This is a genomic window from Duganella levis, from assembly GCF_009857605.1.
GTDB classification, from domain to species: Bacteria; Pseudomonadota; Gammaproteobacteria; order Burkholderiales; family Burkholderiaceae_D; genus Rugamonas; species Rugamonas levis.
Genome location: NZ_WWCT01000011.1, coordinates 163,359 through 186,573 on the forward strand (window position 1 = coordinate 163,359; position 23,215 = coordinate 186,573).

At 63.5% G+C, this 23,215-nt stretch carries 28 protein-coding genes; 9 read left to right on the forward strand and 19 right to left on the reverse strand.

The window, feature by feature from the left end; genetic code table 11:
* Positions 1-25: 25 nt before the first annotated feature.
* Genes yfcF through lipA form a run of 3 tightly spaced genes read left to right on the forward strand, consistent with a single transcriptional unit; the run spans position 26 to position 2,334 of the window.
* Positions 26-664, forward strand: a complete 639-nt coding sequence (yfcF, locus tag GTP69_RS15300; protein WP_161055676.1) for a glutathione transferase — start codon at positions 26-28, stop codon at positions 662-664.
* Between the two features lie 28 nt (positions 665-692).
* On the forward strand, positions 693-1,352 hold the full coding sequence (gene lipB / locus GTP69_RS15305) for a lipoyl(octanoyl) transferase LipB (RefSeq protein ID WP_110845972.1): 660 nt from the start codon (positions 693-695) through the stop codon (positions 1,350-1,352).
* 7 nt (positions 1,353-1,359) lie between these two features.
* On the forward strand, positions 1,360-2,334 hold the full coding sequence (gene lipA / locus GTP69_RS15310; RefSeq protein WP_161055677.1) for a lipoyl synthase: 975 nt from the start codon (positions 1,360-1,362) through the stop codon (positions 2,332-2,334).
* Between the two features lie 51 nt (positions 2,335-2,385).
* On the opposite strand, the gene GTP69_RS15315 is transcribed toward lipA, so the two are convergent.
* From GTP69_RS15315 to GTP69_RS15325, 3 genes are all read right to left on the reverse strand, one after another.
* Entirely contained in the window at positions 2,386-2,889 is a 504-nt protein-coding gene (locus tag GTP69_RS15315; protein WP_161055678.1) for a zinc ribbon domain-containing protein, read from the reverse strand.
* A 215-nt stretch (positions 2,890-3,104) separates the two neighbouring features.
* Positions 3,105-3,371 carry a hypothetical protein gene (locus tag GTP69_RS15320; RefSeq protein ID WP_161055679.1) on the reverse strand — a complete coding sequence of 89 codons (267 nt, stop codon included), beginning with the start codon at positions 3,369-3,371 and terminating at the stop codon, positions 3,105-3,107.
* A gap of 59 nt (positions 3,372-3,430) precedes the next feature.
* Entirely contained in the window at positions 3,431-4,321 is an 891-nt protein-coding gene (locus tag GTP69_RS15325) for a LysR family transcriptional regulator (protein WP_161055680.1), read from the reverse strand.
* Positions 4,322-4,424: 103 nt separating this feature from the next.
* On the opposite strand from GTP69_RS15325, the gene GTP69_RS15330 reads away from it, so the two are divergent.
* Entirely contained in the window at positions 4,425-5,087 is a 663-nt protein-coding gene (locus tag GTP69_RS15330; RefSeq protein WP_161055681.1) for a uracil-DNA glycosylase, read from the forward strand.
* Here the strand turns inward: GTP69_RS15330 and GTP69_RS15335 are convergent.
* The 5 genes from GTP69_RS15335 to GTP69_RS15355 all read right to left on the reverse strand — a co-directional run bounded on the left by GTP69_RS15335 (position 5,063) and on the right by GTP69_RS15355 (position 11,216).
* Complete coding sequence (locus tag GTP69_RS15335) at positions 5,063-6,178, reverse strand: HupE/UreJ family protein (protein ID WP_161055682.1); 1,116 nt, start codon at positions 6,176-6,178, stop codon at positions 5,063-5,065. The two genes, GTP69_RS15330 and GTP69_RS15335, sit on opposite strands and share 25 nt — an antisense overlap.
* A complete protein-coding gene (locus GTP69_RS15340) occupies positions 6,175-7,311 on the reverse strand; it encodes a tetratricopeptide repeat protein (protein ID WP_371867952.1) in 1,137 nt (378 codons plus the stop codon). Before GTP69_RS15340 ends, GTP69_RS15335 begins: the two co-directional genes overlap by 4 nt.
* A gap of 73 nt (positions 7,312-7,384) precedes the next feature.
* Positions 7,385-7,636 (reverse strand): hypothetical protein, encoded by a 252-nt coding sequence (locus tag GTP69_RS15345; protein WP_229260959.1) that lies wholly within the window; start codon positions 7,634-7,636, stop codon positions 7,385-7,387.
* On the reverse strand, positions 7,633-9,162 hold the full coding sequence (locus GTP69_RS15350; protein ID WP_161055684.1) for a DUF4331 domain-containing protein: 1,530 nt from the start codon (positions 9,160-9,162) through the stop codon (positions 7,633-7,635). The genes GTP69_RS15345 and GTP69_RS15350 overlap by 4 nt, the downstream gene beginning before the upstream one ends.
* 95 nt (positions 9,163-9,257) lie before the next feature.
* Positions 9,258-11,216, reverse strand: coding sequence for a TonB-dependent receptor (locus GTP69_RS15355; protein WP_229260960.1), 1,959 nt, complete (start codon positions 11,214-11,216; stop codon positions 9,258-9,260).
* A 200-nt stretch (positions 11,217-11,416) separates the two neighbouring features.
* On the opposite strand from GTP69_RS15355, the gene GTP69_RS15360 reads away from it, so the two are divergent.
* From GTP69_RS15360 to GTP69_RS15380, 5 genes are all read left to right on the forward strand, one after another.
* Positions 11,417-12,004 carry a sigma-70 family RNA polymerase sigma factor gene (locus GTP69_RS15360; RefSeq protein WP_161055686.1) on the forward strand — a complete coding sequence of 196 codons (588 nt, stop codon included), beginning with the start codon at positions 11,417-11,419 and terminating at the stop codon, positions 12,002-12,004.
* A complete protein-coding gene (locus GTP69_RS15365) occupies positions 12,001-12,693 on the forward strand; it encodes an anti-sigma factor (protein ID WP_161055687.1) in 693 nt (230 codons plus the stop codon). The genes GTP69_RS15360 and GTP69_RS15365 overlap by 4 nt, the downstream gene beginning before the upstream one ends.
* A gap of 12 nt (positions 12,694-12,705) precedes the next feature.
* Positions 12,706-13,128: a PaaI family thioesterase gene (locus GTP69_RS15370; RefSeq protein WP_161055688.1), complete on the forward strand. Its 423-nt coding sequence runs from the start codon at positions 12,706-12,708 to the stop codon at positions 13,126-13,128.
* A 67-nt stretch (positions 13,129-13,195) separates the two neighbouring features.
* Positions 13,196-13,669 (forward strand): group I truncated hemoglobin, encoded by a 474-nt coding sequence (locus GTP69_RS15375; protein WP_154365580.1) that lies wholly within the window; start codon positions 13,196-13,198, stop codon positions 13,667-13,669.
* An 18-nt stretch (positions 13,670-13,687) separates the two neighbouring features.
* Positions 13,688-14,578, forward strand: a complete 891-nt coding sequence (locus GTP69_RS15380) for a DUF3034 family protein (protein ID WP_161055689.1) — start codon at positions 13,688-13,690, stop codon at positions 14,576-14,578.
* Here GTP69_RS15380 and cynS read toward each other — a convergent pair.
* From cynS to GTP69_RS15435, 11 genes are all read right to left on the reverse strand, one after another.
* On the reverse strand, positions 14,575-15,018 hold the full coding sequence (cynS, locus tag GTP69_RS15385; protein WP_161055690.1) for a cyanase: 444 nt from the start codon (positions 15,016-15,018) through the stop codon (positions 14,575-14,577). The genes GTP69_RS15380 and cynS overlap by 4 nt on opposite strands.
* Before the next feature lie 12 nt (positions 15,019-15,030).
* Positions 15,031-15,810, reverse strand: coding sequence for an ABC transporter ATP-binding protein (locus GTP69_RS15390; RefSeq protein WP_161055691.1), 780 nt, complete (start codon positions 15,808-15,810; stop codon positions 15,031-15,033).
* Entirely contained in the window at positions 15,800-16,663 is an 864-nt protein-coding gene (gene ntrB, locus GTP69_RS15395) for a nitrate ABC transporter permease (protein WP_161055692.1), read from the reverse strand. Before ntrB ends, GTP69_RS15390 begins: the two co-directional genes overlap by 11 nt.
* Positions 16,663-18,036: a CmpA/NrtA family ABC transporter substrate-binding protein gene (locus GTP69_RS15400; RefSeq protein WP_161055693.1), complete on the reverse strand. Its 1,374-nt coding sequence runs from the start codon at positions 18,034-18,036 to the stop codon at positions 16,663-16,665. The genes ntrB and GTP69_RS15400 overlap by 1 nt, the downstream gene beginning before the upstream one ends.
* 81 nt (positions 18,037-18,117) lie before the next feature.
* A complete protein-coding gene (locus GTP69_RS15405; RefSeq protein ID WP_161055694.1) occupies positions 18,118-18,717 on the reverse strand; it encodes a response regulator transcription factor in 600 nt (199 codons plus the stop codon).
* Complete coding sequence (locus GTP69_RS15410) at positions 18,714-19,847, reverse strand: sensor histidine kinase (protein WP_161055695.1); 1,134 nt, start codon at positions 19,845-19,847, stop codon at positions 18,714-18,716. The genes GTP69_RS15405 and GTP69_RS15410 overlap by 4 nt, the downstream gene beginning before the upstream one ends.
* A 6-nt stretch (positions 19,848-19,853) precedes the next feature.
* Positions 19,854-20,366: a peroxiredoxin family protein gene (locus GTP69_RS15415; protein ID WP_161055696.1), complete on the reverse strand. Its 513-nt coding sequence runs from the start codon at positions 20,364-20,366 to the stop codon at positions 19,854-19,856.
* On the reverse strand, positions 20,363-21,034 hold the full coding sequence (locus tag GTP69_RS15420; protein ID WP_161055697.1) for a BON domain-containing protein: 672 nt from the start codon (positions 21,032-21,034) through the stop codon (positions 20,363-20,365). Before GTP69_RS15420 ends, GTP69_RS15415 begins: the two co-directional genes overlap by 4 nt.
* Entirely contained in the window at positions 21,027-21,623 is a 597-nt protein-coding gene (locus tag GTP69_RS15425; RefSeq protein WP_110845954.1) for a phosphoheptose isomerase, read from the reverse strand. Before GTP69_RS15425 ends, GTP69_RS15420 begins: the two co-directional genes overlap by 8 nt.
* 56 nt (positions 21,624-21,679) lie before the next feature.
* Positions 21,680-22,030 carry a YraN family protein gene (locus GTP69_RS15430; protein ID WP_161055698.1) on the reverse strand — a complete coding sequence of 117 codons (351 nt, stop codon included), beginning with the start codon at positions 22,028-22,030 and terminating at the stop codon, positions 21,680-21,682.
* A gap of 7 nt (positions 22,031-22,037) precedes the next feature.
* Complete coding sequence (locus GTP69_RS15435) at positions 22,038-23,204, reverse strand: penicillin-binding protein activator (RefSeq protein ID WP_371867955.1); 1,167 nt, start codon at positions 23,202-23,204, stop codon at positions 22,038-22,040.
* Positions 23,205-23,215 lie beyond the last annotated feature (11 nt).

Here is a 23,215-nt window from a genome sequence, read left to right on the forward strand (position 1 = left end):
TAAATCTACCTAAGCCGGAGCCGCCATGTCGTTTGAACTGTACGCCGATAGCCTTTTCACCAGCCCGTATGCCTTGTCCGTGTTTGTGGCGCTGACCGAGAAGGGCCTGCCCTTCAGCGTCAAGACGGTGGATCTGGGCAGCGGTGAGCAGAGGCAGGCGGCGTTTGCCGACCGCGCGCTGACCGCCCGCGTGCCGGCGCTGGTGGAAGGTGAAGGTCATGAGCAATTCGTGCTGACCGAGTCGAGCGCCATCACCGAATACCTGGACGAAAGCTTTCCGCCGCCGGAGTACATCGCCCTGTATCCGCAGGACCGCCGCCAGCGCGCGCTGGCGCGGCAAATCCAGGCTTGGGTGCGCAGCGACCTGGTGCCGGTGCGCGTCGAGCGCGATACCGAGACCGTATTCTTCAAGAAGCCGTGCGCGCCGCTGAGCGAGACCGCGCAGACGGCCGCCGCCAAGCTGGTGCACGTGGCGGAACGCCTGGTGCAGGGGCCGCAGCATCTGTTCGGCGACTGGTCGATTGCCGATACCGACCTGGCCATCATGCTGAGCCGGCTGGTGCGCAATGGCGACGAGGTGCCGGTCAAGCTGCGCGAATACGTCGATTTCCAGTGGCAGCGGCCGTCGGTGCAGGCCTGGCTGGCCCGCCACCAGCCAGGATGAAAGTGACGCACAGGCGTATAATGGCCGGATGACGTCTCCTACCTTCCCCGAGATCAAGCATCTCGGCCAAGCCGATTACGACAGCACCTTCGCCGCCATGCGGGCCTTTACCGACGCCCGCACGCCGGACTCGCGCGACGAACTGTGGATCGTCGAGCATGCGCCGGTCTACACGCTGGGCCTGGGCGCCGACCGCGGCCACCTGCTGGCCGGGGCGACGGAGATCCCGGTAGTCCAGACCGACCGCGGCGGCGAAGTCACCTATCACGGCCCCGGCCAGGTGGTGATTTACCTGCTGATGGACCTGCGCCGCAACAAGCCGGGCGGCAAGCTGTATGCCCGCCAATTCGTGCATAAAATCGAGCAGGCGATCATCAATGTCTTGCAGGCGTATAATCTCGTCGGTGAGCGCGTTGAAGGCGCGCCGGGCATTTATATGGCCGGCGGCGATCACAAAGGCGCGAAGATTGCCGCGCTGGGCTTGAAGGTACGCGGCAATGGCTGCACCTACCACGGGCTGTCGCTGAATGTGGCGATGGATCTGGCCCCGTTTTCCTGGATTAATCCTTGCGGCTATGCCGGACTGGAAACAGTCGATATGCGCACCGTTGGCGCGCAGGCAAAGCTGTCGGATGTGCAACAGCAGCTGGCCGAGGAATTAGTCCGCGTCCTGGCGACCAACGAATGAACTGATTATGACCACTGAAACCATCGTAGCGTACAACCCGAGCGAAAAGCAAAAAGGCGCCAGCAAGACTTCGCGCATTCCGATCAAGATCGTGCCGATCGAACAGGTCGAGCGCCTGAAGAAGCCGGACTGGATCCGCGTCAAGGCCGGTTCGCCGAACACCCGTTTCTACGAAATCAAGGAAACGCTGCGCGAGAACAAGCTGGTGACCGTGTGCGAAGAAGCCAGCTGCCCGAACATCGGCGAATGCTTCGGCAAGGGCACGGCCACCTTCATGATCATGGGCGACAAGTGCACCCGCCGCTGCCCGTTCTGCGACGTCGGCCACGGCCGCCCGGACCCTCTGGACAAGGATGAGCCGACCAACCTGTCGCACACCATCGCCAAGCTGCGCCTGAGTTACGTCGTGATCACCTCGGTGGACCGCGACGACCTGCGCGACGGCGGTGCTGCCCACTTCGTCGAGTGCATCTCCAACACCCGCGCGCTGTCGCCGAAAACCCAGATCGAAGTGCTGGTGCCGGACTTCCGCGGCCGCCTGGAAAAAGCGCTGGCGATCTTCGCCGACGGCCTGCCGGACGTGATGAACCACAACCTGGAAACCGCGCCGCGCCTGTACAAGGAAGCGCGTCCGGGTTCGGACTACATGCATTCGCTGAAGCTGCTGAAGGATTTCAAGGCAATGTACCCGAGCGTGAAGACCAAGTCGGGCATCATGGTCGGCCTGGGCGAGACTGACGAAGAAGTGCTGCAAGTGATGCGCGACATGCGCGAGCACGACATCGACATGCTGACCATCGGCCAGTACCTGGCGCCGTCCAACAGCCACCTGCCGGTGCGCCGTTACGTGCACCCGGACGTGTTCAAGATGTACGAAGAAGAAGCCTACAAAATGGGCTTCAAACACGCCGCCGTCGGCGCCATGGTGCGCAGCTCGTACCACGCGGACGAGCAAGCACACAACGTGCTGGCAGCAGGCTAAGTGCCTGGCGCGCCGCCCTGATCGGCGGCGCGCCACAAATGATTTCCTGCCTTATTTCGACGGGGCGTTGTCCACCGCCAGCGCAACCTGCTGTCCCGCCCTGTGCAGGTAGTCTTGATACGCGGGAAGCGCCAGCGCCGCCACCACACCCAGCACCATGGAACCGAGAGTCAGGCCAACCGCCCAGCGCGACCAGGCTTTCTGCACACGGTTGAAGTGTTCGAGGCTTTCCCACTTGCCATTCTTCCAGGCCATCTCGCGGCCCTTGAAGCCTAGCCAAAAGGCGAAGATAAAGCCCACATAAGGAATCAGCGCCAGCAGGCCGATCCAGGTGCGATTGCCGATCGCCCATATCCAATTCAGCAGGAAAGCGCCCCAACTCCAGCCTTTCACGCCTTCAGGCAGGGTGTCCGACAGACTGGGTGCAAGCGCGCGTGGCAGCGGCGGCGGTACTGTTCCGTGGATGGCGTTCTCCGCCGGTTTTAGCGAGTTACCACAGGCGTGGCAAAAGGCTGCGTTATCGTCCTGCTGGGTGCCGCATTCTCTACAAAACATGGTGCTTTCCTGGTTGCTTGGAAGTGGACGAAAATTGATTCGATTGAAAAATTTCTACTAGGAATTATTTTAGCTAGATTGATCACAAATAATCTCTCCAATATTCACAAACCAAAGTATTTGTCGGCGCGAAGGCGTAGAACGAAATGTTGGTGCAAAAAAAAAAGCTCCATCAGGAGCTTTTTGATCTGTCGCAGACGGTAGGGCTGAAGGACTTAGGCGTCCAGGCCTTTGGCCAGCACTTCGGCGACGGTCTGGTTTAGATCCTGGCCGCGCTCGGTGGCGAGGGTGTGCAGGCGTTTTACCAGTTCATCATTCAGTTTGACCGCGAATGGCACCAGGCCCAGCGCCTGGTCGCGTTTGCGCTGCTCGCGCTTGTCGATGACGGTGTTATCGGCATTGCCGAAGCCGGCGGCGCCCGGCGCTACCATCTTGCCCATCAGTTTTTTTGCGTCGGCCTTGGCCAGTCCTGTTTTTTTCATGTTGAGTTCCTCTTTAAAGACGCCATTCTACGCGCTTGTCGCCGTAGTACCGTGTCTGGCTACAGCCAGTGCCCGGACAGCATGGTCTCGCACAGCTCGACCCAGGCGCGGGCCGCATGCGACAGGTAGCGGCCGTTCCAGATGTGGGCCAGCCGCCAGTTGATCTCCGGTTCGATCACGCGCACCGCCGCCACCTCGACGCCATTCAGTCGATGGATGAACGGCTCCGGCAGCATGGCCACGCCGACGCCGGCCGATGCCATCGATACCAGCCAATCCCACTGACCGCTTTGCGCCGTGACCACCGGCTCCAGTCCATGCTGCTGGAAGACCTGGCGCAAGGCGCGCGTCAACGCAAATTCATCCTTCAGCAGCACCAGCGGCATCGACGCCAGATTGGACAGCTTGATGGTCGCCGCATTGCGGCGGAAGGTATCCGGCTTGGCCACGGCCCAGATGGGAAACTTGGCCACTTCCTTCGATTGCAAATCCAGCGACGGATCGACCGGCGACACGGTCATGCCGAGTTCCAGCTCGCCGGTCGCCACCAGCCGTTCGATGACCTGGCCGGTATCTTCGCGCAGCGTCAGTTCAATGTCGGGATGCCGTTCGCGGAACGCCTTCAGCACCGGCGTGAACAGCAGGTTGATCATCGGCGGAATGCCGACCGTCAGGTGGCCGCGCTGCAAAGCCTTGGTATCTTGTAGCTCGGTGTTCAGCAGGCGCATGGAGTTGAGCATCTCCTGTCCGCGCTCAAACACGATGCGGCCGGCGTCGGTCAGCACCAGCTTGCGGCCGTGCCGTATCAGCAGCGCTTCGCCGACTTCGTCCTCCAGTTGCCGCACCATTTTGCTGATGGTCGACTGCGTGACGTGCATCGATTCGGCCGCCTGGGTAAAGCTGTTCAGCTGCACGGTGGTGACGAAATAACGGAGCGAGCGGATGTCCAAAATAGTCCCGTAGCGTTCGGTGATGAATCATGAATTTTACGCCAAGGGCGTTATACTCGGCCGGAGTGAAACGCTAAAACAGTGGCATCGTCCGGGAACGCAAATGAGTGTACGCATTGAGGAGTCGTGGAAGCAGCGGTTGCAGGGGGAGTTTGAGCAGCCGTATTGGGAATCGCTGACGTCCTTCGTCCGCGCCGAGTATGCGGCCACGCAGTGCTGCCCGGCTGGCAAGAATATCTTCCGTGCTTTCGATTTGACGCCGTTTGATGACGTCAAAGTCGTTATCCTCGGACAGGACCCGTATCACACGCCCGGTGCGGCGATGGGCTTTTGCTTCTCGGTGCCGGAGGGGAATCGGCCGCAGCCCAGCTTGCAGAACATCTTTCAGGAGCTGCATAACGATCTGGGCGTCGAGCGTCGCCAGACGGATCTCAGCGACTGGGCGCAGCAGGGCGTGTTCTTGCTGAACAGCGTGCTGACGGTGCGGGCGCGTGAAGCCGGTTCGCACGCCAATCACGGCTGGGAGACCTTCACCGACAGCGCCATTCGCGCACTGTCGCAGCAGCGTGAGCGCATCGTTTTCATTTTGTGGGGCAGCTATGCCATCGCCAAGCGCGCGTTGATCGATAGCGGCAAGCATCTGGTGATTACGTCGCCGCATCCCTCGCCGTTCTCCGCGCATAAGGGCTTCTTTGGCAGCAAGCCGTTTTCGCGGGCGAACGATTATCTGGCCGCCAATGGTCAGACGCCGATCCACTGGGCTTGAATATCCAGCGCGCGCTCGATGAACCACACCAGCGCCACCAAGGCGATGACGGCGGAGCCGCCGGTCAGCAAGTGGTGGTAGAAGCGGGTCCGGCGCAGCAAGAACGCCACCGGCAGGAACACGGCGACGATGCACAGCTGGCCAATCTCCACGCCCAGGTTAAAGCCGAACAAACTCGCCAGCAGCGCGCCTTTTGGCAGTCCAAGGTCGATCAGCACGCTGGCAAAGCCGAAGCCGTGTATCAGGCCGAAACCGAATGCCGCCCACGGCCGCCGTCCGCGAAACAGTGGGTAGACGTTGTTTACCGCCGCCAGAATTACTGAGGCGGCGATGGCCGATTCCACCAATCGCGAAGGCAGCGATATCAGCGACAGGCTGGCCAGCGTCAACGTCAGCGAGTGCGCCAGCGTGAACGCCGTCACCACTTTCAGCACGTCGATGAAGGCGCCGCGCAGGTTGTTGGCCGGCGCGGCCAGCAGCACCGCCGGCAGCAGCAGCGACAGCAGGAACAGGATGTGGTCGTAGCCGATCCAGATATGCCAGACGCCGTCCTTGACGTAGGCGCTGAACTGGCGCCACTGGTCCGGTGCCGCCAGCGACAGGCGTTGTTGCGCATGGCTAGGTTCGAAAATCGCAGTGGAGGTGACGCCCGCATGCGTCAGCCGCAGCAAGCCTTTGTGCTGCGGATCGAGATCGGCAAACAGGCGGTAGCCGATGATCAGCGTGGCCGGCGACGATGGGCAGGTGGCGGTGAAGCGCAGCACGCTGTAGGCGCCATCGGTATGGTCGTCGATCAGTTGCTGGCCGACTTGTACGCTGCAGGCGCCGGCGTCGGTCGCCAGATTGAAGCGTTCCAATGCGTAGGCGGCAATCGCGGCGTGGCGGGTGCGGATTTCGTCCCATGTCAGCTTGCCGTCGCCATCCTGGTCAAGGCCGATGGCGTAGTCCAGGTCGCGCAGCGCGATATCCCACTGGCCGGTGACCTTTTCGCCCTGCACGTCGAGCGACAAATAGCTGTCGCTGGGTTTGTGCGCGGACGCTGGCAGCATGGCGCAGCACAACAGCAAACCAAGTAGCCATCGTTTCATCATGTCCCCGCTTGCAGTTGGTGGATCAGCCGCGTGGCGGCGGTATCTTCGGTGTGATGGGTGGCGACCCAGTCGATCACCGGTTTGGCAGCGGCGGCATCGCGTGCCTGCACGGCGGCTTGCAGATAGATGCGGATGTCGGCGGGTTCTTTTTGCACGTCCCAGTTTTTGCGCGCCAAGGTCAGCGCAGTTTTGGCGTCGTGACGCAGCAGCAGTTCAAACCGCGCTTGTTCGCGCTGGTGGACGGTGTCGCCGCGTTGGGCAGCGGCGTCGAAGCGCGCGGCCAGTTCGCGCACATCGGTTTGCGTCGCGCTTTGCTTGCCGGCTTGTTGCAGGGCGAGTGCGCGGCGTAGCAGCAGTGCGTCGATGCGTTCCTGGTCGTGCAGAAGTTCCAGTACGTCGGCGGCGCGGTTTTGTTCCAGCAGCAGGTCGGCGTAGGCGCCCAGCAGATAGCTGTCGCGTGGACTCAGCGTCAGTGCGCGGCGGAAGCGGGCTTCGGACGTTGCTGCGTCGCCGCGCCGCTGGGCCATTTCCGCCAGCAGCGTCAGTGCCCAGACGCGCAAGTCCTGCGGTGCGTTGGCGCTGCGGGATAGCGTCAGGTCTAGCAGCTGTTCGCTGGCGGCGGCTTTGCCGGTGACGGCGCCGATGTTGGCGATGCAGGTGATGGCCACAAGTTCGATCGACAGGCCGGACACGCGCGCGCAGCTGACGGTGGCGCCGGTGTAGTCGCCTTGTACGGTTTGCACGGTGGCTTGCGTCAGCCATGCCTGGACGTTTTGCGGTTCGGACGCCAGCACCGCCTTCAGGTCGGCCAGCGCCGGCGTGAATTGGTGGGTGCTTTGCAGCAGCGTGGCGCGCAGCAGTCGGACATCGGTCGGTGGCTCGGCTTGCTGCCACCAGGGGGCGAGTGCGGATTCCGCGTAGCCCAGGTAGCGTGGATCGGTTTCGCTGCGCGCCAGCGCGATGTAGCGGCGGGCGATGGTAGCGGCCAGCGTGATGTCGTTCGGGCTGGCGTTCAGTTGGCTGCGCAAGCGGCGCAGTTCCTGTTGCGCAGGATCGCCCCGGCGCGGCACGGTTTCCACCACCAACTGGCCGCTGGCGGGAATGTAGGGGGCCGACTGTGCGATAGCGGTCACGCAGCACGCCAGCAGAAGTATGAGTTTATGCATGATGAATAAGGGCGGACGTGTTGGCGTCCGCCCTGGTGAGTTACTTCAGTACGACTGGCTCGGTATCTTCCGGTGCGGTAGCGACGATGCTGTCGATCGCTTGCGGTTCGGTGGTGGTTTCGCTGCCGTCACCGATGATTGCCAGTACTGCCGTGAAAAACGCATCTACCATTGAGACCGGAGGCGGCGTCGTAACGGGCGGCGTAGGCGCTTCATAGTGGCTGCTGCTGCCACCGCAGGCGCTGAGTGCCAGCAGCGCGCTCAGGCCTAACATCAGGCTGAGTGTTCTCATGGCAGCCTCCGCGCGGCTTGGGCCACGGCGCCGGTTTGCGGCGAACCGGCCAGCGGCGTTTTCAGATACGGGAAGCTGGTGTTAAAGAAGCTGTCGTCCAGATAAGCGCCGTCGGTGAAGTGCAGTCCGCCAGCAGGTGCATCGGCCGGTGCGCAGCCGAGGTTCAGCGTGCACAGTTTGCCCATCACCACGCGCAGCGCGATATCGACCACGTCATCGCCGGGACGACGGCCGTTAGGGAAGCCGGCGTTGTCGCCACCGATCACGCCCAGGCGGTTCTGGCTACCCATGGCGACCGCTGGCGTGCTGGTATTCAGGCGCAGCATTTCGGACGGGGTGACAGTGGCTGGCTGGTTCAGGCCTTTAACGCCGGTCAGGAACGCGGCCACCAGGTCATTACGCGGGAAGTTGGTCGGCGCCTTGGCGCCGGCGCTGCCGTACAGGATTTCAATCAGCGCCGGCAGCGTTGGATTGGTCACGTAGGTGGCAAACTGGGTATCGCCGGAAGGCTTGCTGGCGTTGAAGGTGTCTTTATCCTTCAGGCCGATCACTACTTCGTTCACCAGCGGCATGCCGAGGCGCGATACCTGCGTCCAGGCGCCGCCTTCTTTCGATGGCGTGCCAGTGTTTGGTGTCGGATTCAGCAAACGGCCCTGGCGCACGCTGGCGGTGGTCCAGCCGCCGATCACCGGATCGCTGCTGCCAGCGGCGGTCAGGCAGGAGGCCGCCACTTCCATTTCGATGGCGGTGACGTTTTTGCCGGCCAGATCATCCTTGGCGGCGCTTTCCGCGTTGGCGGCAAATTCGGTGGCCGGCGCCTTGATGTTCACCAGATCGAAGGTCTCGCCCAGATTGACCACGAACGGGTCTTTGCGCTGGCCGACGAACACCCGCGCCGGCGTGCTGCAACCGGGGATGTTGACGCTGTAGACGTGCGCCGCCGCATAGGCCGCATAGTTCGGAATCGACTTGTTGCCGATGTTGTCGAGCGGTTTGTCGAAGGTGGTGCCGCCATCGGCGGCGTTGGTGACGGCGGCCTTGGTGCCGGTACGGCGGTCGCCGCGCACCACGTTGATGGTGTAGGTTTCACGGATGTTGGCGCCGGCCGCGTTAGGCGCGGCGATGGCGCCGCCGTTGATCACCAGCGGAATCGACACCTGCTTGCCCCCCACGGTCAGCTTGGTGTCCTTGTTGGTGTTATTGAAGCGGAACTGGAAGGTCAGGTCTTCCTTGGCGTCGCCGTTGTTGTCGATGTGGATCTCGTACAGCGCGTTCGGGTCCATGGCGAAGTAGTTGGGGCCGGCGCCGGGGTCTTGCAGCGGCACGTAGTCGGCAATCAGCGTGACGAAGGCGCTGCGGCCGGTTTCGTAACTGCGGAACATATAGAAGTCGGTGCCGTCGACCTTGGGGCTTTGCGTAATGAACGGTGCTTCGCGATGGCTGGACGCCATTGCGGCCGGCAGATACGCGCCGGCCAGTGTGCCAATAACCGCCAGGCGCACGGCTTGATTGATGATAGTTTGCATCTCGCTTCCTCCGAATGAGTAGACCTTCTGTGGGTACTGCAGGCTGATATACGCAGCGGACTGCGCGTCAGATTCAGATTTAATAAGATTAATTTTCAGAAACTATGGCTAAGGGTCAGCCGCAGCGTACGCGGCTCGACCGGATGGAAGTGCACATCGCCGACGCCCCCGGCCGGCTCGCCCGCCAGACGCGAGGTGTAGTAGTAATCGATATCGCTGGCGCGGCGGTTGAACAGGTTGAAACCGTCCAGCGTCAGCTTGGTGCGTTGATTCAGTTGATAGCCGATGCGGCCGTAGGCCAGCGTGGTGGCGGCCGAGCGCACGCTGTTGTCCTCGATTAGCGGGCGCTGGCCGAAATAGCGCAGCTCAAAGCCGCCGAACCAACGGCCGATATCCTTGATCGTGACGCCGAACGACGCCACCTTGTCGAGCGCTTCCGGCACGTAATTGCCCACCGGGTCGCTCTGGCGGTAGCGCGCATGCGACACCGCCAGGTCGAGGTCGAACAGCAGCCACGGCGCGGCGATGTAGTGGTTGTTCCATTCAACGCCGGTGCGGCGGCTGGCGCGGCTGGCTTCGGTCTGGCCGCTGTCGCCGGCGTAGACCAGTTCCGAATCGATATCCAGTGCCCATAGCGACAAGGAACTTTGCAGGCCCGGCAGCCATTCGCTGCGCACGCCCAGTTCGGCGCCGCGCGTGCCCACCAGCGGCGGCGCCGGATCGGGGCCGGTGACGCCGCGCGCGTCGTTGCTGTGGAAGCCGGCGCCGTAGTTGATGAAGTATTCGGTCCTGGCCCACGGGCCGAAGATCAGCGACAGCTTGGGCGAGAACTTGTGCGCATTGGCGCTGTCGTCGTTGACCTTGAAGCGGTAGGCGTCATAGCGCAGGCCGGCGATGCTGCGGAAGGTTGGCGTCCAGTAGCTGGTGTTGTCCGCATACAGGCCGACGCTGGCCTCGTTGACGCGGTCCTCACGAACGGTAGACAACCGTTGGCGTCCCTCGGTGGCGTACAGGCCGATGGGGGCGATGTGGTCGTAGCGTGCCTGCACGCCCAGCTGGTTGCGCATGTCGATGCCGCCGACGTTGCTCAGCCAGGCCTGGCTGACGCTGCCGCCGCCCATGGTGCGGCGTTCGCTTTGCTGGAACTGGTCGCCGTGCGCCGGGTCATTCAGCAGATAGGTGAAGTTGCTGTACAGGTCGAGACTGGAGCGCACCAGGTAGGCCGAGGCCTGCGTCACGTGGTCGCTGTCGCGGCGGTGCATATTCCAGGCCAGGCTGGTGCGCGAGGTGTCGCCGCCGTCGGTGGGATCAAGGCTGCCGAAGCGGCCGATCAGGCCTTGCTGCACGGCGCGCAGCGGTACCTGGTCGGTGGCGTTCCAGCGGTTGCGGTAAGCCATGGCGGTGATGCTGTAGCCGTCCTGCGCGTCGCCGTGGCTGTAGCGCAGCGTGCCGCTGTATTTGCGCACCTGCTCCGGGGTTTGCCAGGGGCCGTTGTTGCGGCTGACTTCCAGCCCGTACAGCAGCGTGCCGCCGGCGGCGGCAAAGGAGTCGGCCAGTACGCCGCGCTGGTAGCCGTAGCTGCCGGCGGTCAAGCTGGCGATGCCCTGCTTCAGTTGGTCGCTGAGGCCGATGTGGGCCGCGCCTGCCGAGGAGAAGTCGCCCTCGTCGGCGAAGTAGCTGCCTTTCTTGTAGTCGATGCGCTGCACCAGCTCGGGAATCAGGAAGTTGAGGTCGGAATAGCCCTGGCCGTGCGCGTTGCTGCGCATATTGACCGGCACGCCGTCGACCCAGGTGGCGAAGTCGGTGCCGTGGTCGAGGTTGAAGCCGCGCAGGAAGTATTGGTTGGCCTTGCCGTCACCGCTGTGCTGGGTGACGATCATGCCGGGCACGAACTCCAGCAGCTCGCCGGTGCGCAGCGCCGGACGGTTGGCGATCAGGTTGGCCGTCACCGTGCCCTGGCTGGCGGCGTCGGAGGTGCCGACTGCATTGTCGTAATGGCCCAACACTGTCACGCTGGCCAGCGCGCCGGTGCTATCCTCGGTGGCGAGTGCCATCCCATGCAGTGTGGTAGCCAGTAACGTCGCCGATACTGCCGCCATCGTGCCTCTGATTGTCATCTGGTCCCCCCGCCTGCATTATTGGATGCTACATGTTGTTATGCTTATACGAAGGCAAGTTTCAATTGGATTCAGGATTTTGTTTGTGCTGCGTTGGGAATATGGTAATTTTCTTCATCTTCCGATTAAGGCATGCCGTGTCCGACGCTCACACTCTCGATCCCCAACAGCTGCGCACCTGGTTGAACGGCGCCGCGCTGCACGACGCCGCAGCCTTCCGTTCGCTGTATGACGCCACTTCGTCGAAACTGTTTGGCTTCGCGCTGCGTATATTAGGTAAGCGCGAACTTGCTGAAGAAGTGTTGCAAGAGAGTTTCGTCGCGATCTGGCACAACGCCGGTACTTATCAAAGCCACCTGGCCGCACCGATGACATGGATGACCACCATCGTGCGCAACAAGGCTTTCGATTTGCTACGCCGTAGCGATGTCGCCGCCGAAATCGATGGAGACCCGTTTGACGCCGCTATCATGAATGCACTGCACGACCCTGCCGCCACGCCGATGGAGGCGCTGGAACTCAGCCGCGACGCCACCGCACTGGCCTATTGCATGTCCGCGCTGGAAGGCCTGCACCGCCAGGTGGTGGGACTGGCGTTCTTTCATGATTTGTCGCACAGCGAAGTGGCGCAGCAGATGGCGCTGCCGATCGGGACCGTCAAGACCTGGATACGCCGCAGCCTGGAAAAGCTGAAGACGTGCCTGGCCAAGGGAGAGCGTCCATGAACATTCGCGACAATGCGCCATTGCGCGAAAAGCTGGCGGCAGAATATGTCCTCGGCACGCTGAAAGGCGGCGCCCGTCGCCGCTTCGAGGGATATCTGCACAACGACGCCGCACTACGCCGCCTGACGGCCGAGTGGCAGGACCGGCTGGTGCCGATGGCCGAGTTTTCCACAGCGGTGACGCCGCGCAATCACGTATGGGCCGGCATCGAACGGCGCCTGAATCTGCGGCCGGCGCAAGCCGGCTGGCTGGCGTCGCTGACCTTCTGGCGTTCGCTGGGTCTGGTCTCGACCGCGATGGCGGCCCTGCTGGTGGTGGTGATCGGCACGCGCGTGCTGGATCAGCCGCAGCTCGATTACGTCGCCACGCTGACCGATGAAAAATCGCAGACCGCACTGGTGCTGACCGGCGATACGCATCGCAAGGCGCTGACCGTGCGCCTGGTCGGCAACGCGCCGGTGGCCAGCGACAAGACGCTGCAGCTGTGGGCGGTGCCGAAGCAAGGCCATCCACGTTCGCTCGGCCTGCTGGCTGACAAAGGTGAAGTCAAGCTGGCGCTGGGCAGCAATGCCGTCGGCGACGACGTCGCGCTGCTGGCGGTATCGCTGGAGCCGAAAGGCGGCTCGCCCGATCCGAATGGTCCAACTGGCCCTATACTCTACAAAGGCGCGTTGGTACGCGTAATGTAAAGAAGGAGCAGCATGGACGCGGAAAAATTCAATACCGACTACTTCAACCAGTTCGGCAAAGGCACATTGCCGGACCATCTGGGCATCGTCATCACTTCCGTCAAGGAAGGCGAGATTGTGGCGGAATTCGCCGTGAGCGGCTATCATCTCGCGCCGAACGGTTTCCTGCATGCGGGCAGCGTGGTCACGCTGGCCGATACGGCTTGCGGCTATGCGTGCTTCTCGCATCTGCCGGAAGGCGCGCAGAACTTCACCACCATCGAGTTGAAATCCAATCACCTCGGCACCGCGCGCGAAGGCACGGTGGTGGCAACCGCCACGGCGGTGCATCTGGGCCGCACCACGCAGGTGTGGGACGCCACGGTCATCAACAAGGCCACTGGCAAAACAATAGCGTTGTTCAGATGCACGCAAATGATCTTGTACCCCAAATAATCTGATAAATTGCAGTAGAAGCCGAGCCCCCGCTGAATTCTCTTTATCGTTTTTAATCAGGACTGATATGAAAAAATTCATCAAACGGCTTGGCTGCGGCCTGCTGCTGGCCTCTTCGCTGGCCATGGCGCAAACGCCCTATACCGAGGACTCGACTTACCAAGGCCTGGGCGGCAAGGAAGGCATCAAGAAGATCGTCGATACCTTCATCACGCTGGTGCTGGCCGACCCGCGCATCAAGGAAAGTTTCACCGACTTCGACATCCCGCAACTGAACGTGCGCTTGCAGGAGCAGTTCTGCGAGTTCGCCGGCGGCCCGTGCAAGTACACCGGCAAATACCACGACAAGGCGATGGAGGGCGTGGGCCCGGTGCGCGATATGAAGACCGTGCACCAGGATCTGAAGATCACCAACGCCATGTTCAATGCGCTGACCGAGGATTTGCAGATCGCGATGGAACAGCACAATGTGCCGAGCCGCGTCGCGCTCAAGCTGGTCGCCAAGCTGGCGCCGATGCAGCGCGATATCGTCACCAAGTAATCCATCAGGAGCATAACAATGAAAAAAATCATTCCAGCCTTGATGGCTGCGTTGGCGGTATTGCCATCTGCCGGCGCCTACGCACAATCGTCGCCCGACATGGGCAAGCTGCTGGCCACCGGCGGCGTGATTCAGGTGGAAGGTGCGGGCGGCGGCGGCATTACGCCGTGGGCACTGATCAGCGGCTACGGCTCGCGCGACAGCTGGGGCGCGAATGCGCACTACACCTACATCAATACGCAGGACTACAAGCTGGGCAGCTACGGCGTGGCGATCGGCATCGCCGACCGGCTCGAAGTATCGTTCGCCAACCAGGAATTCAAGGGCAGCCTGGCGCCGCTGGATAAGCTGAATATCAAGCAGGACATCGTCGGCCTCAAACTGAAGGTGCTGGGCGATGCGGTGTATGAGCAGGACAGCTGGGTGCCGCAGGTGGCGATCGGCTTGATGTACAAGAAGAACAAGGGCGTGCGCGGACTGGAGGCGCTGGGCGTCACCAACGTCAAGCAGCTGGGCGCCAAGGACGATCATGGCTACGACTACTACGTCTCGGCCACCAAGATCTACCTGGAACAAAGCCTGCTGCTAAATGCTACGCTGCGCGCCACGCGCGCCAACCAGATGGGCATCCTCGGTTTCGGCGGCGACCGCAATGACGATACGCGCTTGATGCCGGAGTTCTCGGCCGCCTACCTGATCACCCGCAAGGTGGCGCTCGGCGCCGAGTACCGCCGCAAGCCGCACAATCTCGGCGTGGACAACGAGAAGGCGTATTACGACGCCTTCGTCGCCTGGTTCCCGACCCGGAATGTGTCAGTGACGGCCGCCTATGCGGAGCTGGGTGACATCACCATCTTCAACCCGAAGAAGCAGCACGGCCTGTACCTGTCGCTGCAGGCGGGCTTCTAGTAGGATTTGTAGGGCAGGAATTTGCCGCTCAGGACTACCTGCACGCGGTCGCCCTTCGGATCGGCTTCTCGCTGGATATCCATCGAGAAGTCGATCGCGCTCATGATGCCGTCGCCGAATTCCTCGTGTATCAATTCCTTGATGGTGGTGCCGTAGACGCTGACGATTTCGTACCAGCGGTAGATCAGCGGATCGGTCGGCACGGCGGTCGGCAGCGAGCCTTTGTACGGCACGATTTGCAGCCACGCCGCTTCCTCGTCGGTCAACGCGAACAATTCCTGCGCCTTGTCGGCCTGCGCGCGGCTGAAGGTCATCTGGCCCAGCAGCGCGGCGGTCGTCCACTCCTTGCTTTGGCCGAATTCCTTGGCCAGGTCGCCCCAGCGCAGACCTTTGGCCACCTTGGCCGAGATGATTTTTTGCGTGACTTGATTGCGGTCCATGAGATTTCTCCTTTAGTTGGAACGGTGGACCAGGAAGTCCACCAGATGATTGCGTAAGGGGTAGAACTGCGGATCGTGGTGCATGCCGGCGCGCGTGCGGTTCTTCGGCAGCGGGTTGGCGACGACTTCCGCGATGCGCGCCCGCGGTCCGTTCGACATCAGCATGATCTTGTCCGACAGCAGAATCGCTTCGTCGACGTCGTGTGTGATCATGAAAACCGTTTGGTGGGTGGCGGCGCAGATCTTCAGCAGCTCGTCCTGGATCACGCCGCGCGTCAACGCATCCAGCGCGCCAAAGGGTTCATCCAGCAGCAGCATCTTCGGCTCGATGGCGAAGGCGCGGGCGATGCCGACACGCTGCTTCATGCCGCCCGAAAGTTCGGACGGCTTCTTGTGCTCCGCCTGCGACAGGCCGACCATGGCGATGAAGCGTTTCGCGTGGTCGATCCTGTCCACCTTGCTCCAGTCGGGATAGCGCGACTGCACGGCGAACAGCACGTTCTCCAGCACCGTCAGCCATGGCATCAGCGCGTGGCCCTGGAATACCACGCCGCGTTCCAGCCCAGGTCCGCTGATCTCGCGGTTGTTGATAAACGCGTGGCCTTCGGAGGCCGACTCCAGCCCGGCCAGCACATTCAGGATGGTGGATTTGCCGCAGCCGGAATGGCCGATCACGCACACGAATTCCCCTTGTTCGATATCGAAGGAGACGTCTTCAAACACCGGCGGCGCCGATGGCGCGTAGCGCTTGGCCAGTCCCTGCACGCGCAGGAAGGAGAGATTATTCGACATAGGTCACCAGTTTTTGCAGTCGTCCCAGCACCAGGTCCAGCAGCATGCCCACTACGCCGATCAGCACAATGGCGAACAGCACGCTGGTCAGCGACAGGTTGTTCCATTCATTCCAGACGAAGTAGCCGATGCCGGTGCCGCCCACCAGCATCTCGGCGGCCACGATCACCAGCCAGGCGATGCCCATCGAGATGCGCATGCCGGTCAGGATGGTCGGTGCGGCGGCCGGCAGGATCACGCACAGCGCGGTGCGCAGCGGGCCGACTTCCAGCGTGCGGGCGACGTTGAGCCAGTCGCGCCGCACCGAGGCGACGCCGAAGGCGGTGTTCATCAGCATCGGCCACAAGGCGCAGATGAAGATGACGAACATGCCGGACAGCGAGGAGTCCTTGATGGTGTAAAGCGCCAGTGGCATCCACGCCAGCGGCGAGATCGGCTTGAGGATCTGCACGTAGGGATTCAGCGCGCGCTGCATCAGCGGCGACATGCCGAGCACGAAGCCGACCGGGATCGCCACCACGGCGGCCAGCAGGAAGCCGATGCCGACCCGCGCCAGCGAGTAGCCCAGCTGGATGCCGATGCCTTTGTCGTTAGGGCCGTTGTCGTAGAACGGATGCGCGAGATGGCCGGCGGCGGCGCTGGCGAATTCCAGCGGCGTCGGGAAGCCGCCGCTGCGCTTCGGCGCTTCCACGCTCTTGCCCATCAGCGCGGCGTATTCGGCGTCGGCGGCGCTAGCGGTGGCCGCGTCAGCGCCGGCCGATGTCGGCAGCGTGGCGAGGTGCCAGGCGCCGACCACCAGCAGCAAGAGCAGCAGCGACACCAGCGTCGCCCGCAGATTCAGCGAAGCGTGCATCAGCGGCTGCTCCGCTTGATGGCGAAGCTGTCCGCATACGCCGCCGGCCTGGCCGGATCGAACACCTTGCCCATCACCGTAATCGGCTTGTTGACGCCCTGCGGCACCGGCTGGCCCAGTTCCTTCATGTGCTTCCTGGCGTCGGTCAGCAGCAGCACTTTTTCGGTGATGGCCTGGTAGTCGATATCGTCCTTGATATAGCCCCAGCGCTTCATCTGCGTCAAAATCCACACGCCCATCGAGTACCACGGCACCGGATCGAAACCGGCGCGGGTCGGCACGTTGCGCACATTGCCCAGGCCATCGGCGAACTTGCCGGTCAGAACTTGCGCGACCACGGTCTCCGGCTGGTTCAGATAGGCCGCCGGCGAAATCACTTTCGCCACCAGCGCGCGGTGCTGCGGGTCGTTGGCCATGGCTGCGGCGGTCAGCACGGCGCGGAACAGCGCGGCGAAGGTGTTCGGGTTCTGGCGCACGAATTCGTCCGGCGCCCCGAAGGCGCAGCAAGGGTGGCCGTCCCAGATGTCCTTCGACAGCATGTGGATGAAGCCCACTTCGTCGTACACGGCGCGCTGGTTGAACGGGTCCGGGCCGAGGAAGCCGTCGATATTCCCGGCGCGCAGATTGGCCACCATCTCGGGCGGTGGCGTCACGCGCAACTGTACGTCGCGGTCGGGATCGAGGCCATGCTCCGCCAGGTAGTAGCGCAGCAGGTAGTTGTGCATCGAGTATTCGAACGGGATGGCCAGCTTGAAGCCCTTCCACTGCTTGGGATCGCGCTTGTCCTTGTGCTTGACGTGCAGCGTGATGGCCTGGCCGTTGATGTTCTGGATGGTGGCGATGCGCATCGGCTGCGGCGCGGCGCCGCCCAGGCCGAGCGACATCGCCAGCGGCATCGGCGACAGGAAGTGCGAGGCGTCGTGTTCCTTGTTGATGATCTTGTCGCGGATCAGGGCCCAGCCGGCGGTCTTGTTCAGCGTGACGTTGAGACCCTGCTTGCGGTAGAAGCCCAACGGATCGGCCATGATCAGCGGCGCCGCGCAGGTGATGGCGATGAAGCCGACCTTCAGGTCTTTTTTCTCCAGCGCGCCATTGGCGCCGCTGGTTTCCTGCGCCATGGCCTGCATCGCGCCGACCGGCAGCAGGCTGGCGATGGCGGCGCGCGCGGTGTTGGCGCCGACCGCGCGCAGGAAGTCGCGGCGCTGCCGCGCTTTCGGGAACAGCGCGCGCAGCAGCGATTCCTCGACGACGTCGTTGCTGAGTTGTTCGATGGAGGCGCTTTCGTCGGCCGCGTGTTCGGCGGCGCTGGCGTGACGTCCGCAGCCGCATGCCAGGGCCGGACGGTCGGCGTCATAAGAACGGAAGATCGACATGGACTACTCCTTGAGTGGTTATGTCGACCATTACTCGCAAGCGCCGGGCCACGCGCCGGCGGCTGTAGTGCTTCCCCTACATCAGACTTTGATCAGCTGGTGCTGCACGGCGTACAACGCGATGCCGACGTCGTTGCTGGTGGCGGTCTTCTCCAGGATGCGTGCACGATAAGTGCTCACCGTGTTGGAACTGACGCCCAATTCCAGTGCAATCTGCCCCACGCTGCGGCCGGCGGCGATGGCCTCGAACACCTGGTATTCGCGCTGCGACAGCATTTCGTGCGGCAGCTTGGGGGCGGTGCCGGGAGCCAGCGAGCCGCCGTTGGCGACCAGGCGGATGGCGGCCAGCAGTTCGTCGGCGTCGGCGCTTTTATTCAGGTAGCCTGCCGCCCCCAGTTTGTAGCAGCGCTGCGCGTACTGTTTTTCCGGATAGGTGGACAGCATCAGCACCGGCAGCCGCGGCGCGCGGCGTTTCAGCTCCGCCAGCACTTCCAGCCCGTCCAGCAGCGGCAGCGCGATATCCAGCAGCACCATGTCGATCGCCTGGATGCCGGCCTGGCGCAGCGCTTCCGGGCCGTCGGCGCATTCGGCGGCCACTTCGATGTCGCCGGCGTCGGCCAGGATCTGTTTCAGGCCTTCGCGCACCACGCGGTGGTCGTCGCACAGCAGCACGCGGATCATGCGGCGGCCTTGCGTGTCAGCGGCATGGTCAGGCGCACGCGGGTGCCGACGCCAGCGTCGCCGGCTTCGATGTCGAGCGCGCCGCCGAAATGCAGCGCGCGTTCGCGCATGCCCATCACGCCGTAGGAGCGCTGGTCGCTGAGGCGCGCAGCGGCGGCGCCAACGCCGTTGTCGGCCACTTCCATCTGCAATTCATGCGGCAGCAGGTGGATGCGGATGCGCGCCGTGCTGGCGCCCGAATGGCGCGCCACGTTGCTCAGCATCTCCTGGAAGATGCGGAACACGGCGGTGGCCTGCTGCGCTTCCGGCGCCGGCGCTTCGGGCGAGTCGATGATGTCGGCGTCGCAGACAATCTCGGTGGCGTCGGCAAATTCCTGCAACTGCCATTCCAGCGCCGCCACCAGGCCCTGATGATCGAGGATGCTGGGACGCAGGTCGGTGATGATGCGGCCGACGTCTTCCACCGCCGTTTCGATCAGGCGGTTCATGGTGGTGCATTTGTCGGCCAGCGGTAGCTGGTCGTGGACGCGGCGGGCGATCCAGTTGACGTCGAACTTCAGCGCCACCAGCAGGCTGCCCAGTTCATCGTGGATTTCGCGCGCGATACGCTGGCGTTCCTGCTCGCGCACCGCCTCGGTGTGGGCCGACAGCTGGCGCAGTTGCAGCAGCGCCTGCGACAGTTCAGCGGTGCGTTCGGCCACGCGCTGTTCCAGTTCCAGGCGCGCGCGCTGCAGCGCTTCCTCGGTCTGTTTGCGTTGGGTGATGTCGGTGAAGGTGATGACGGCGCCACGTACCTCGCCCAGGTCGATGACCGGGTGCGACGAGTATTCGGCGTTGAAGCGGCTGCCGTCGCCGCGCCAGAACACTTCCTGGTCATTGCGGCATGGGCGGCCGGTGCGGAAGGCCAGGAAGATCGGACATTGCTGCTCTTCGTAGTGGCTGCCGTCGGGATGCGAGTGGTGGATCAGGTCATGCATGTTCTGGCCCAGCACCTGGGCGGTGCTGTAGCCGAGGATCTCGGCGCCGGCGCGGTTGATGAAGGTGCAGCGGCCATCGAGGTCGACGCCGAACATGCCGTCGCCGGTCGATTCCAGCAACAGCGTCAGCTTGTCATGCCAGGCGGCCTGCATGGCCGTTCAGCTCTTCAGCGATTCGTCCAGCAGCTTGTGCAGCGCAGGGAAATCCGGTTCGCCCAGATAGCGCTTGAGGATTTTGCCGTCCTTGCCGATGACGAAGGTGGTCGGCGTCATCGAGACGTTGCCGTAGGCCTTGGCAGCCGAGCCATCGCTGTCCAGCGCGACCTTGAACGGCAGCTGGCGCGTTTCGGCATAGTTGGCGACGTAGTTGGCCGGGTCGTAGCTCATCGCCACGGCGACGAACTCCAGGCCCTGGCCCTTGAATTTGTTGTAGGTCTCGACCATCTTCGGCATCTCGCCCACGCAGGTGGTGCACGAGGTGGCCCAGAAGTTGACCATCACGACCTTGCCCTTCAGGCTTTCCGGCGTGATTTTCTCGCCGTTGAGGCTGATGAAGGTGAGCTGCGGCGCCACCTCGCGCTTGGCCAGCGCGGTGTAGCCGCCGAAACCGACGGCGGCGATCACCACGGCGGCGATGACCGGTTTGATCCAGGCGCGAGAAGAGGAACTCATTGTGTGCTCTGCGAATTGGTATTGGCGGTATTGGCAGGCTGAGGCTGGTACTGCTTCAGCTCTTCGTCGCTGATGTATTCAAACACCTTGACCACCTTCATCACGCCGCTGACGCCGCGGGCGATGTCGGCGCCGATCTGGCCTTCGCGCTGGGTCACGCGACCCTGCAGGTAGACCACGCCGCGCTCGGTCACCACCTGGTAGGAGTTGGCCGAAATGTCCTTGGCGTCGACCAGGCTGGCCTTGACCTTGCCGGTGATGATGGTGTCGCTGGAACGCGAGGTGTAGCTCGACACGCCGGCCACGTCCAGTTCGTTGATGACGTCGATCACGCCTTCGATGCCGCGCACTTCGCGTTCCACCGAGGCTTTCATTGCGTCATCGCGCACTTCGCCGGTCAGCAGCGCGCGGCGGTTGAAGCTGTTGATGTTGACATGGCCGGCATCGCCGGTCACGTTGTTGATCTTGATGCCGCCCTTGACTTCGATCGCGCGGTCTTCGGTTTGCGCGCCGAAGGTGCGGCGGTCGGAGGCAGCCAGCGTACCGGAAATCGCGCCGCCCGCCACCAGGGCGACGCAGCCCGACAGCGATGCCAGCATGGCGCCACACAGCACGCTCATGACCAGCGGACGTTGTACTTGTTTCCAGATAGCGCTGGAATTACTCATTCGCATCTCCTCCGAACAGGGCGACGTCGATGCCGTCGCAAATTGCATGAATGGTGACCAGATGGACTTCCTGGATACGGGCAGTACGGTCGGCCGGCACGCAGATGTGCACGTCGGCGTCGGTCAGCATCTTGCCGATGGCGCCGCCGCCTTTGCCGGTCATGGCGACCACGCGCATTTCGCGTTCCAGCGCCGCTTCAATCGCCGCCACCACGTTGCCGGAGTTGCCGGAGGTGGAGAACGCCAGCAGGATGTCGCCTTCCTGGCCGAACGCCTGCACCTGCTTGGAGAAAATTTCGCGGTAGCTGTAGTCGTTGGCGACCGCCGTCAGGATCGACGTGTCGGTGGTCAGCGCGATGGCCGGCAGCGGGAAGCGTTCGCGTTCGAAGCGCCCCACCAGTTCGGCCGCAAAGTGCTGCGAATCGGCGGCCGAGCCGCCGTTGCCGCAGACCAGAATCTTGTTGCCGTTGGACAGCGCCGAGAACATCATCTCGATCGCCTGCGCAATGTGTGGGGCCAGCACGGTCGCGGACTGGATTTTAATTTCGGCACTTTCGTGGAAGTGCGCCAGGATGCGTTGATTAGTCATAGTTGCTGATTATAGTGCAGTCGTCCGGCAGACCGGACAAGCGCTGTTAAAAATGCTTACATCTCCAGCATATTTTGTATCCACGACAATTTTTCATCGTCGATGGCGACCAGGTCGAAGCGACACGGTGGGGGGATTTTATGACGAAACAGATAATATTGCGCGGCGCGCAGCAGGCGCTGCTGCTTGGCCGGGGTGACGCTGTGGACGGCGCCGCCGAAGCGGCTGGCGGCGCGCTGGCGCACTTCAACGAACACCAGCGTCGGCCCTTCTTGCATGATCAGGTCGATTTCGCCCGATTTACACAGGAAATTGCGCTCCAGCAGCGTCAGGCCCTGGGCCTGGAGGTGGGCCAGCGCCCGGTCCTCGCCCAGCCGGCCGAGCCGCTGCTGTGGAGTGCGGGGCATGGCATCCTCATGGACTGACCGGCTGCAGCACGCCGTTCTGGTAGACGGCCGATTGCTCGATGCGCTCGAAATGGGCCGGACCCTGGCCGAAATCGACGCTCAGGCGGCCGGTGACGCCGTCCAGCTGGAAGCGGCCGACCGGGTGGCGGCCGATTTCGCGCGCCACGCGGAAGGCGTCGATGCCCAGCGCGTACAGGCGCGTCATGTCGGCGCTGCCGGCGCCGGTTTGCACGGGGCGCGGGTAAACCATCACCGCCGGATGGTCGCGCTGCACTTGCCATGGCAGGTCCAGCAGGCGCACGCCGTCCAGGTCCAGGGTCGGGAAACCGGCGCCGCTGCCGGGATTCAGCGCCGAGGTGCCGTAGATCGGCAGGCTGCTGAATTGCTCGGCGGGCGGCGCGGCCGGTGGCGGCGGCAGCGCGTCGGCGGTGCTGAAGATGGGATTGGTCGGCTCGGTGCTGACGGTGCTGCCGAGCGCCTGGCGCAGCTGGCGGGTCTGGTCGGCGCCCATGGCCGAGAACAGCAGCGCCGGCAGGTTCTGGCGCAGGGTGGCGCGCAACTGCACCAGCTCCGGATCGCTCAGGTAGCCGTCCGGCGAACTCAGTTCGATGGTGCGCACCTGGCGGCCCAGCTTCTGCCACTGGCCGGCGAAGGCGGCCGCCACCCGGCGTTGCCAGGCCGAACCGGTGGTCAGCACCAGCGCGGCGCCGTCCGGCTGGTCGCTGGCGGCCCACTGGGCGGCCTGGCGCGCTTCTTCCTCGATCGACAGGCCGATCGCCACCATATTCTGCGGCAGCGGCGCGGCGCCCGGCTGGCCGTAGCCTTCCGGGTAATTCAGGGCGATGGTCGGTTTGCTCAGCAGCGGGCTGGCCGCCACCGTGGCCACGGCCGCGCGCGACAGCGGGCCGACCACGATGTCCTGGTCTTGCAGCGCGCGGGCGTAGGCTGACAGGATATCCTGCGGCACGTCGCCGGTTTCCAGCACGCTGACGGTGATGTTGGCGCGGTCGCGCTCCCAGGCTGCCATGAAGCCGGCGCGCACCGAATCGGCGGCGGCGCCCAGGGTTTCCGAACGCAGCGGCAGCAGCAGGCCGATGCGGATCGGCGTGTCGGGCGGCAAGGCGTTGTAGTCGACTTCGCGCACGGCGGCCGGCGGCTCGGCGCGCGGCGGCAGCTGGCTGCGGT

Bases quoted from the DNA above. Each gene is read 5' to 3' on its own strand.
- GTP69_RS15370 (WP_161055688.1), top strand. From the start codon at position 12,706: ATGGACGCGGAAAAATTCAATACCGACTACTTCAACCAGTTCGGCAAA.
- yfcF (WP_161055676.1), top strand. From the start codon at position 26: ATGTCGTTTGAACTGTACGCCGATAGCCTTTTCACCAGCCCGTATGCC.
- GTP69_RS15345 (WP_229260959.1), bottom strand. From the start codon at position 7,636: ATGAGAACACTCAGCCTGATGTTAGGCCTGAGCGCGCTGCTGGCACTC.
- GTP69_RS15380 (WP_161055689.1), top strand. From the start codon at position 13,688: ATGAAAAAAATCATTCCAGCCTTGATGGCTGCGTTGGCGGTATTGCCA.
- GTP69_RS15410 (WP_161055695.1), bottom strand. From the start codon at position 19,847: ATGCAGGCCGCCTGGCATGACAAGCTGACGCTGTTGCTGGAATCGACC.
- GTP69_RS15430 (WP_161055698.1), bottom strand. From the start codon at position 22,030: ATGCCCCGCACTCCACAGCAGCGGCTCGGCCGGCTGGGCGAGGACCGG.
- GTP69_RS15350 (WP_161055684.1), bottom strand. From the start codon at position 9,162: ATGCAAACTATCATCAATCAAGCCGTGCGCCTGGCGGTTATTGGCACA.
- GTP69_RS15335 (WP_161055682.1), bottom strand. From the start codon at position 6,178: ATGATGAAACGATGGCTACTTGGTTTGCTGTTGTGCTGCGCCATGCTG.
- ntrB (WP_161055692.1), bottom strand. From the start codon at position 16,663: ATGCACGCTTCGCTGAATCTGCGGGCGACGCTGGTGTCGCTGCTGCTC.
- lipB (WP_110845972.1), top strand. From the start codon at position 693: ATGACGTCTCCTACCTTCCCCGAGATCAAGCATCTCGGCCAAGCCGAT.
- GTP69_RS15330 (WP_161055681.1), top strand. From the start codon at position 4,425: ATGAGTGTACGCATTGAGGAGTCGTGGAAGCAGCGGTTGCAGGGGGAG.
- GTP69_RS15355 (WP_229260960.1), bottom strand. From the start codon at position 11,216: ATGGCACTCGCCACCGAGGATAGCACCGGCGCGCTGGCCAGCGTGACA.
- GTP69_RS15320 (WP_161055679.1), bottom strand. From the start codon at position 3,371: ATGAAAAAAACAGGACTGGCCAAGGCCGACGCAAAAAAACTGATGGGC.
- GTP69_RS15425 (WP_110845954.1), bottom strand. From the start codon at position 21,623: ATGACTAATCAACGCATCCTGGCGCACTTCCACGAAAGTGCCGAAATT.
- GTP69_RS15415 (WP_161055696.1), bottom strand. From the start codon at position 20,366: ATGAGTTCCTCTTCTCGCGCCTGGATCAAACCGGTCATCGCCGCCGTG.
- GTP69_RS15400 (WP_161055693.1), bottom strand. From the start codon at position 18,036: ATGTCGATCTTCCGTTCTTATGACGCCGACCGTCCGGCCCTGGCATGC.
- cynS (WP_161055690.1), bottom strand. From the start codon at position 15,018: ATGGACCGCAATCAAGTCACGCAAAAAATCATCTCGGCCAAGGTGGCC.
- GTP69_RS15390 (WP_161055691.1), bottom strand. From the start codon at position 15,810: ATGTCGAATAATCTCTCCTTCCTGCGCGTGCAGGGACTGGCCAAGCGC.
- lipA (WP_161055677.1), top strand. From the start codon at position 1,360: ATGACCACTGAAACCATCGTAGCGTACAACCCGAGCGAAAAGCAAAAA.
- GTP69_RS15420 (WP_161055697.1), bottom strand. From the start codon at position 21,034: ATGAGTAATTCCAGCGCTATCTGGAAACAAGTACAACGTCCGCTGGTC.
- GTP69_RS15405 (WP_161055694.1), bottom strand. From the start codon at position 18,717: ATGATCCGCGTGCTGCTGTGCGACGACCACCGCGTGGTGCGCGAAGGC.
- GTP69_RS15365 (WP_161055687.1), top strand. From the start codon at position 12,001: ATGAACATTCGCGACAATGCGCCATTGCGCGAAAAGCTGGCGGCAGAA.
- GTP69_RS15315 (WP_161055678.1), bottom strand. From the start codon at position 2,889: ATGTTTTGTAGAGAATGCGGCACCCAGCAGGACGATAACGCAGCCTTT.
- GTP69_RS15375 (WP_154365580.1), top strand. From the start codon at position 13,196: ATGAAAAAATTCATCAAACGGCTTGGCTGCGGCCTGCTGCTGGCCTCT.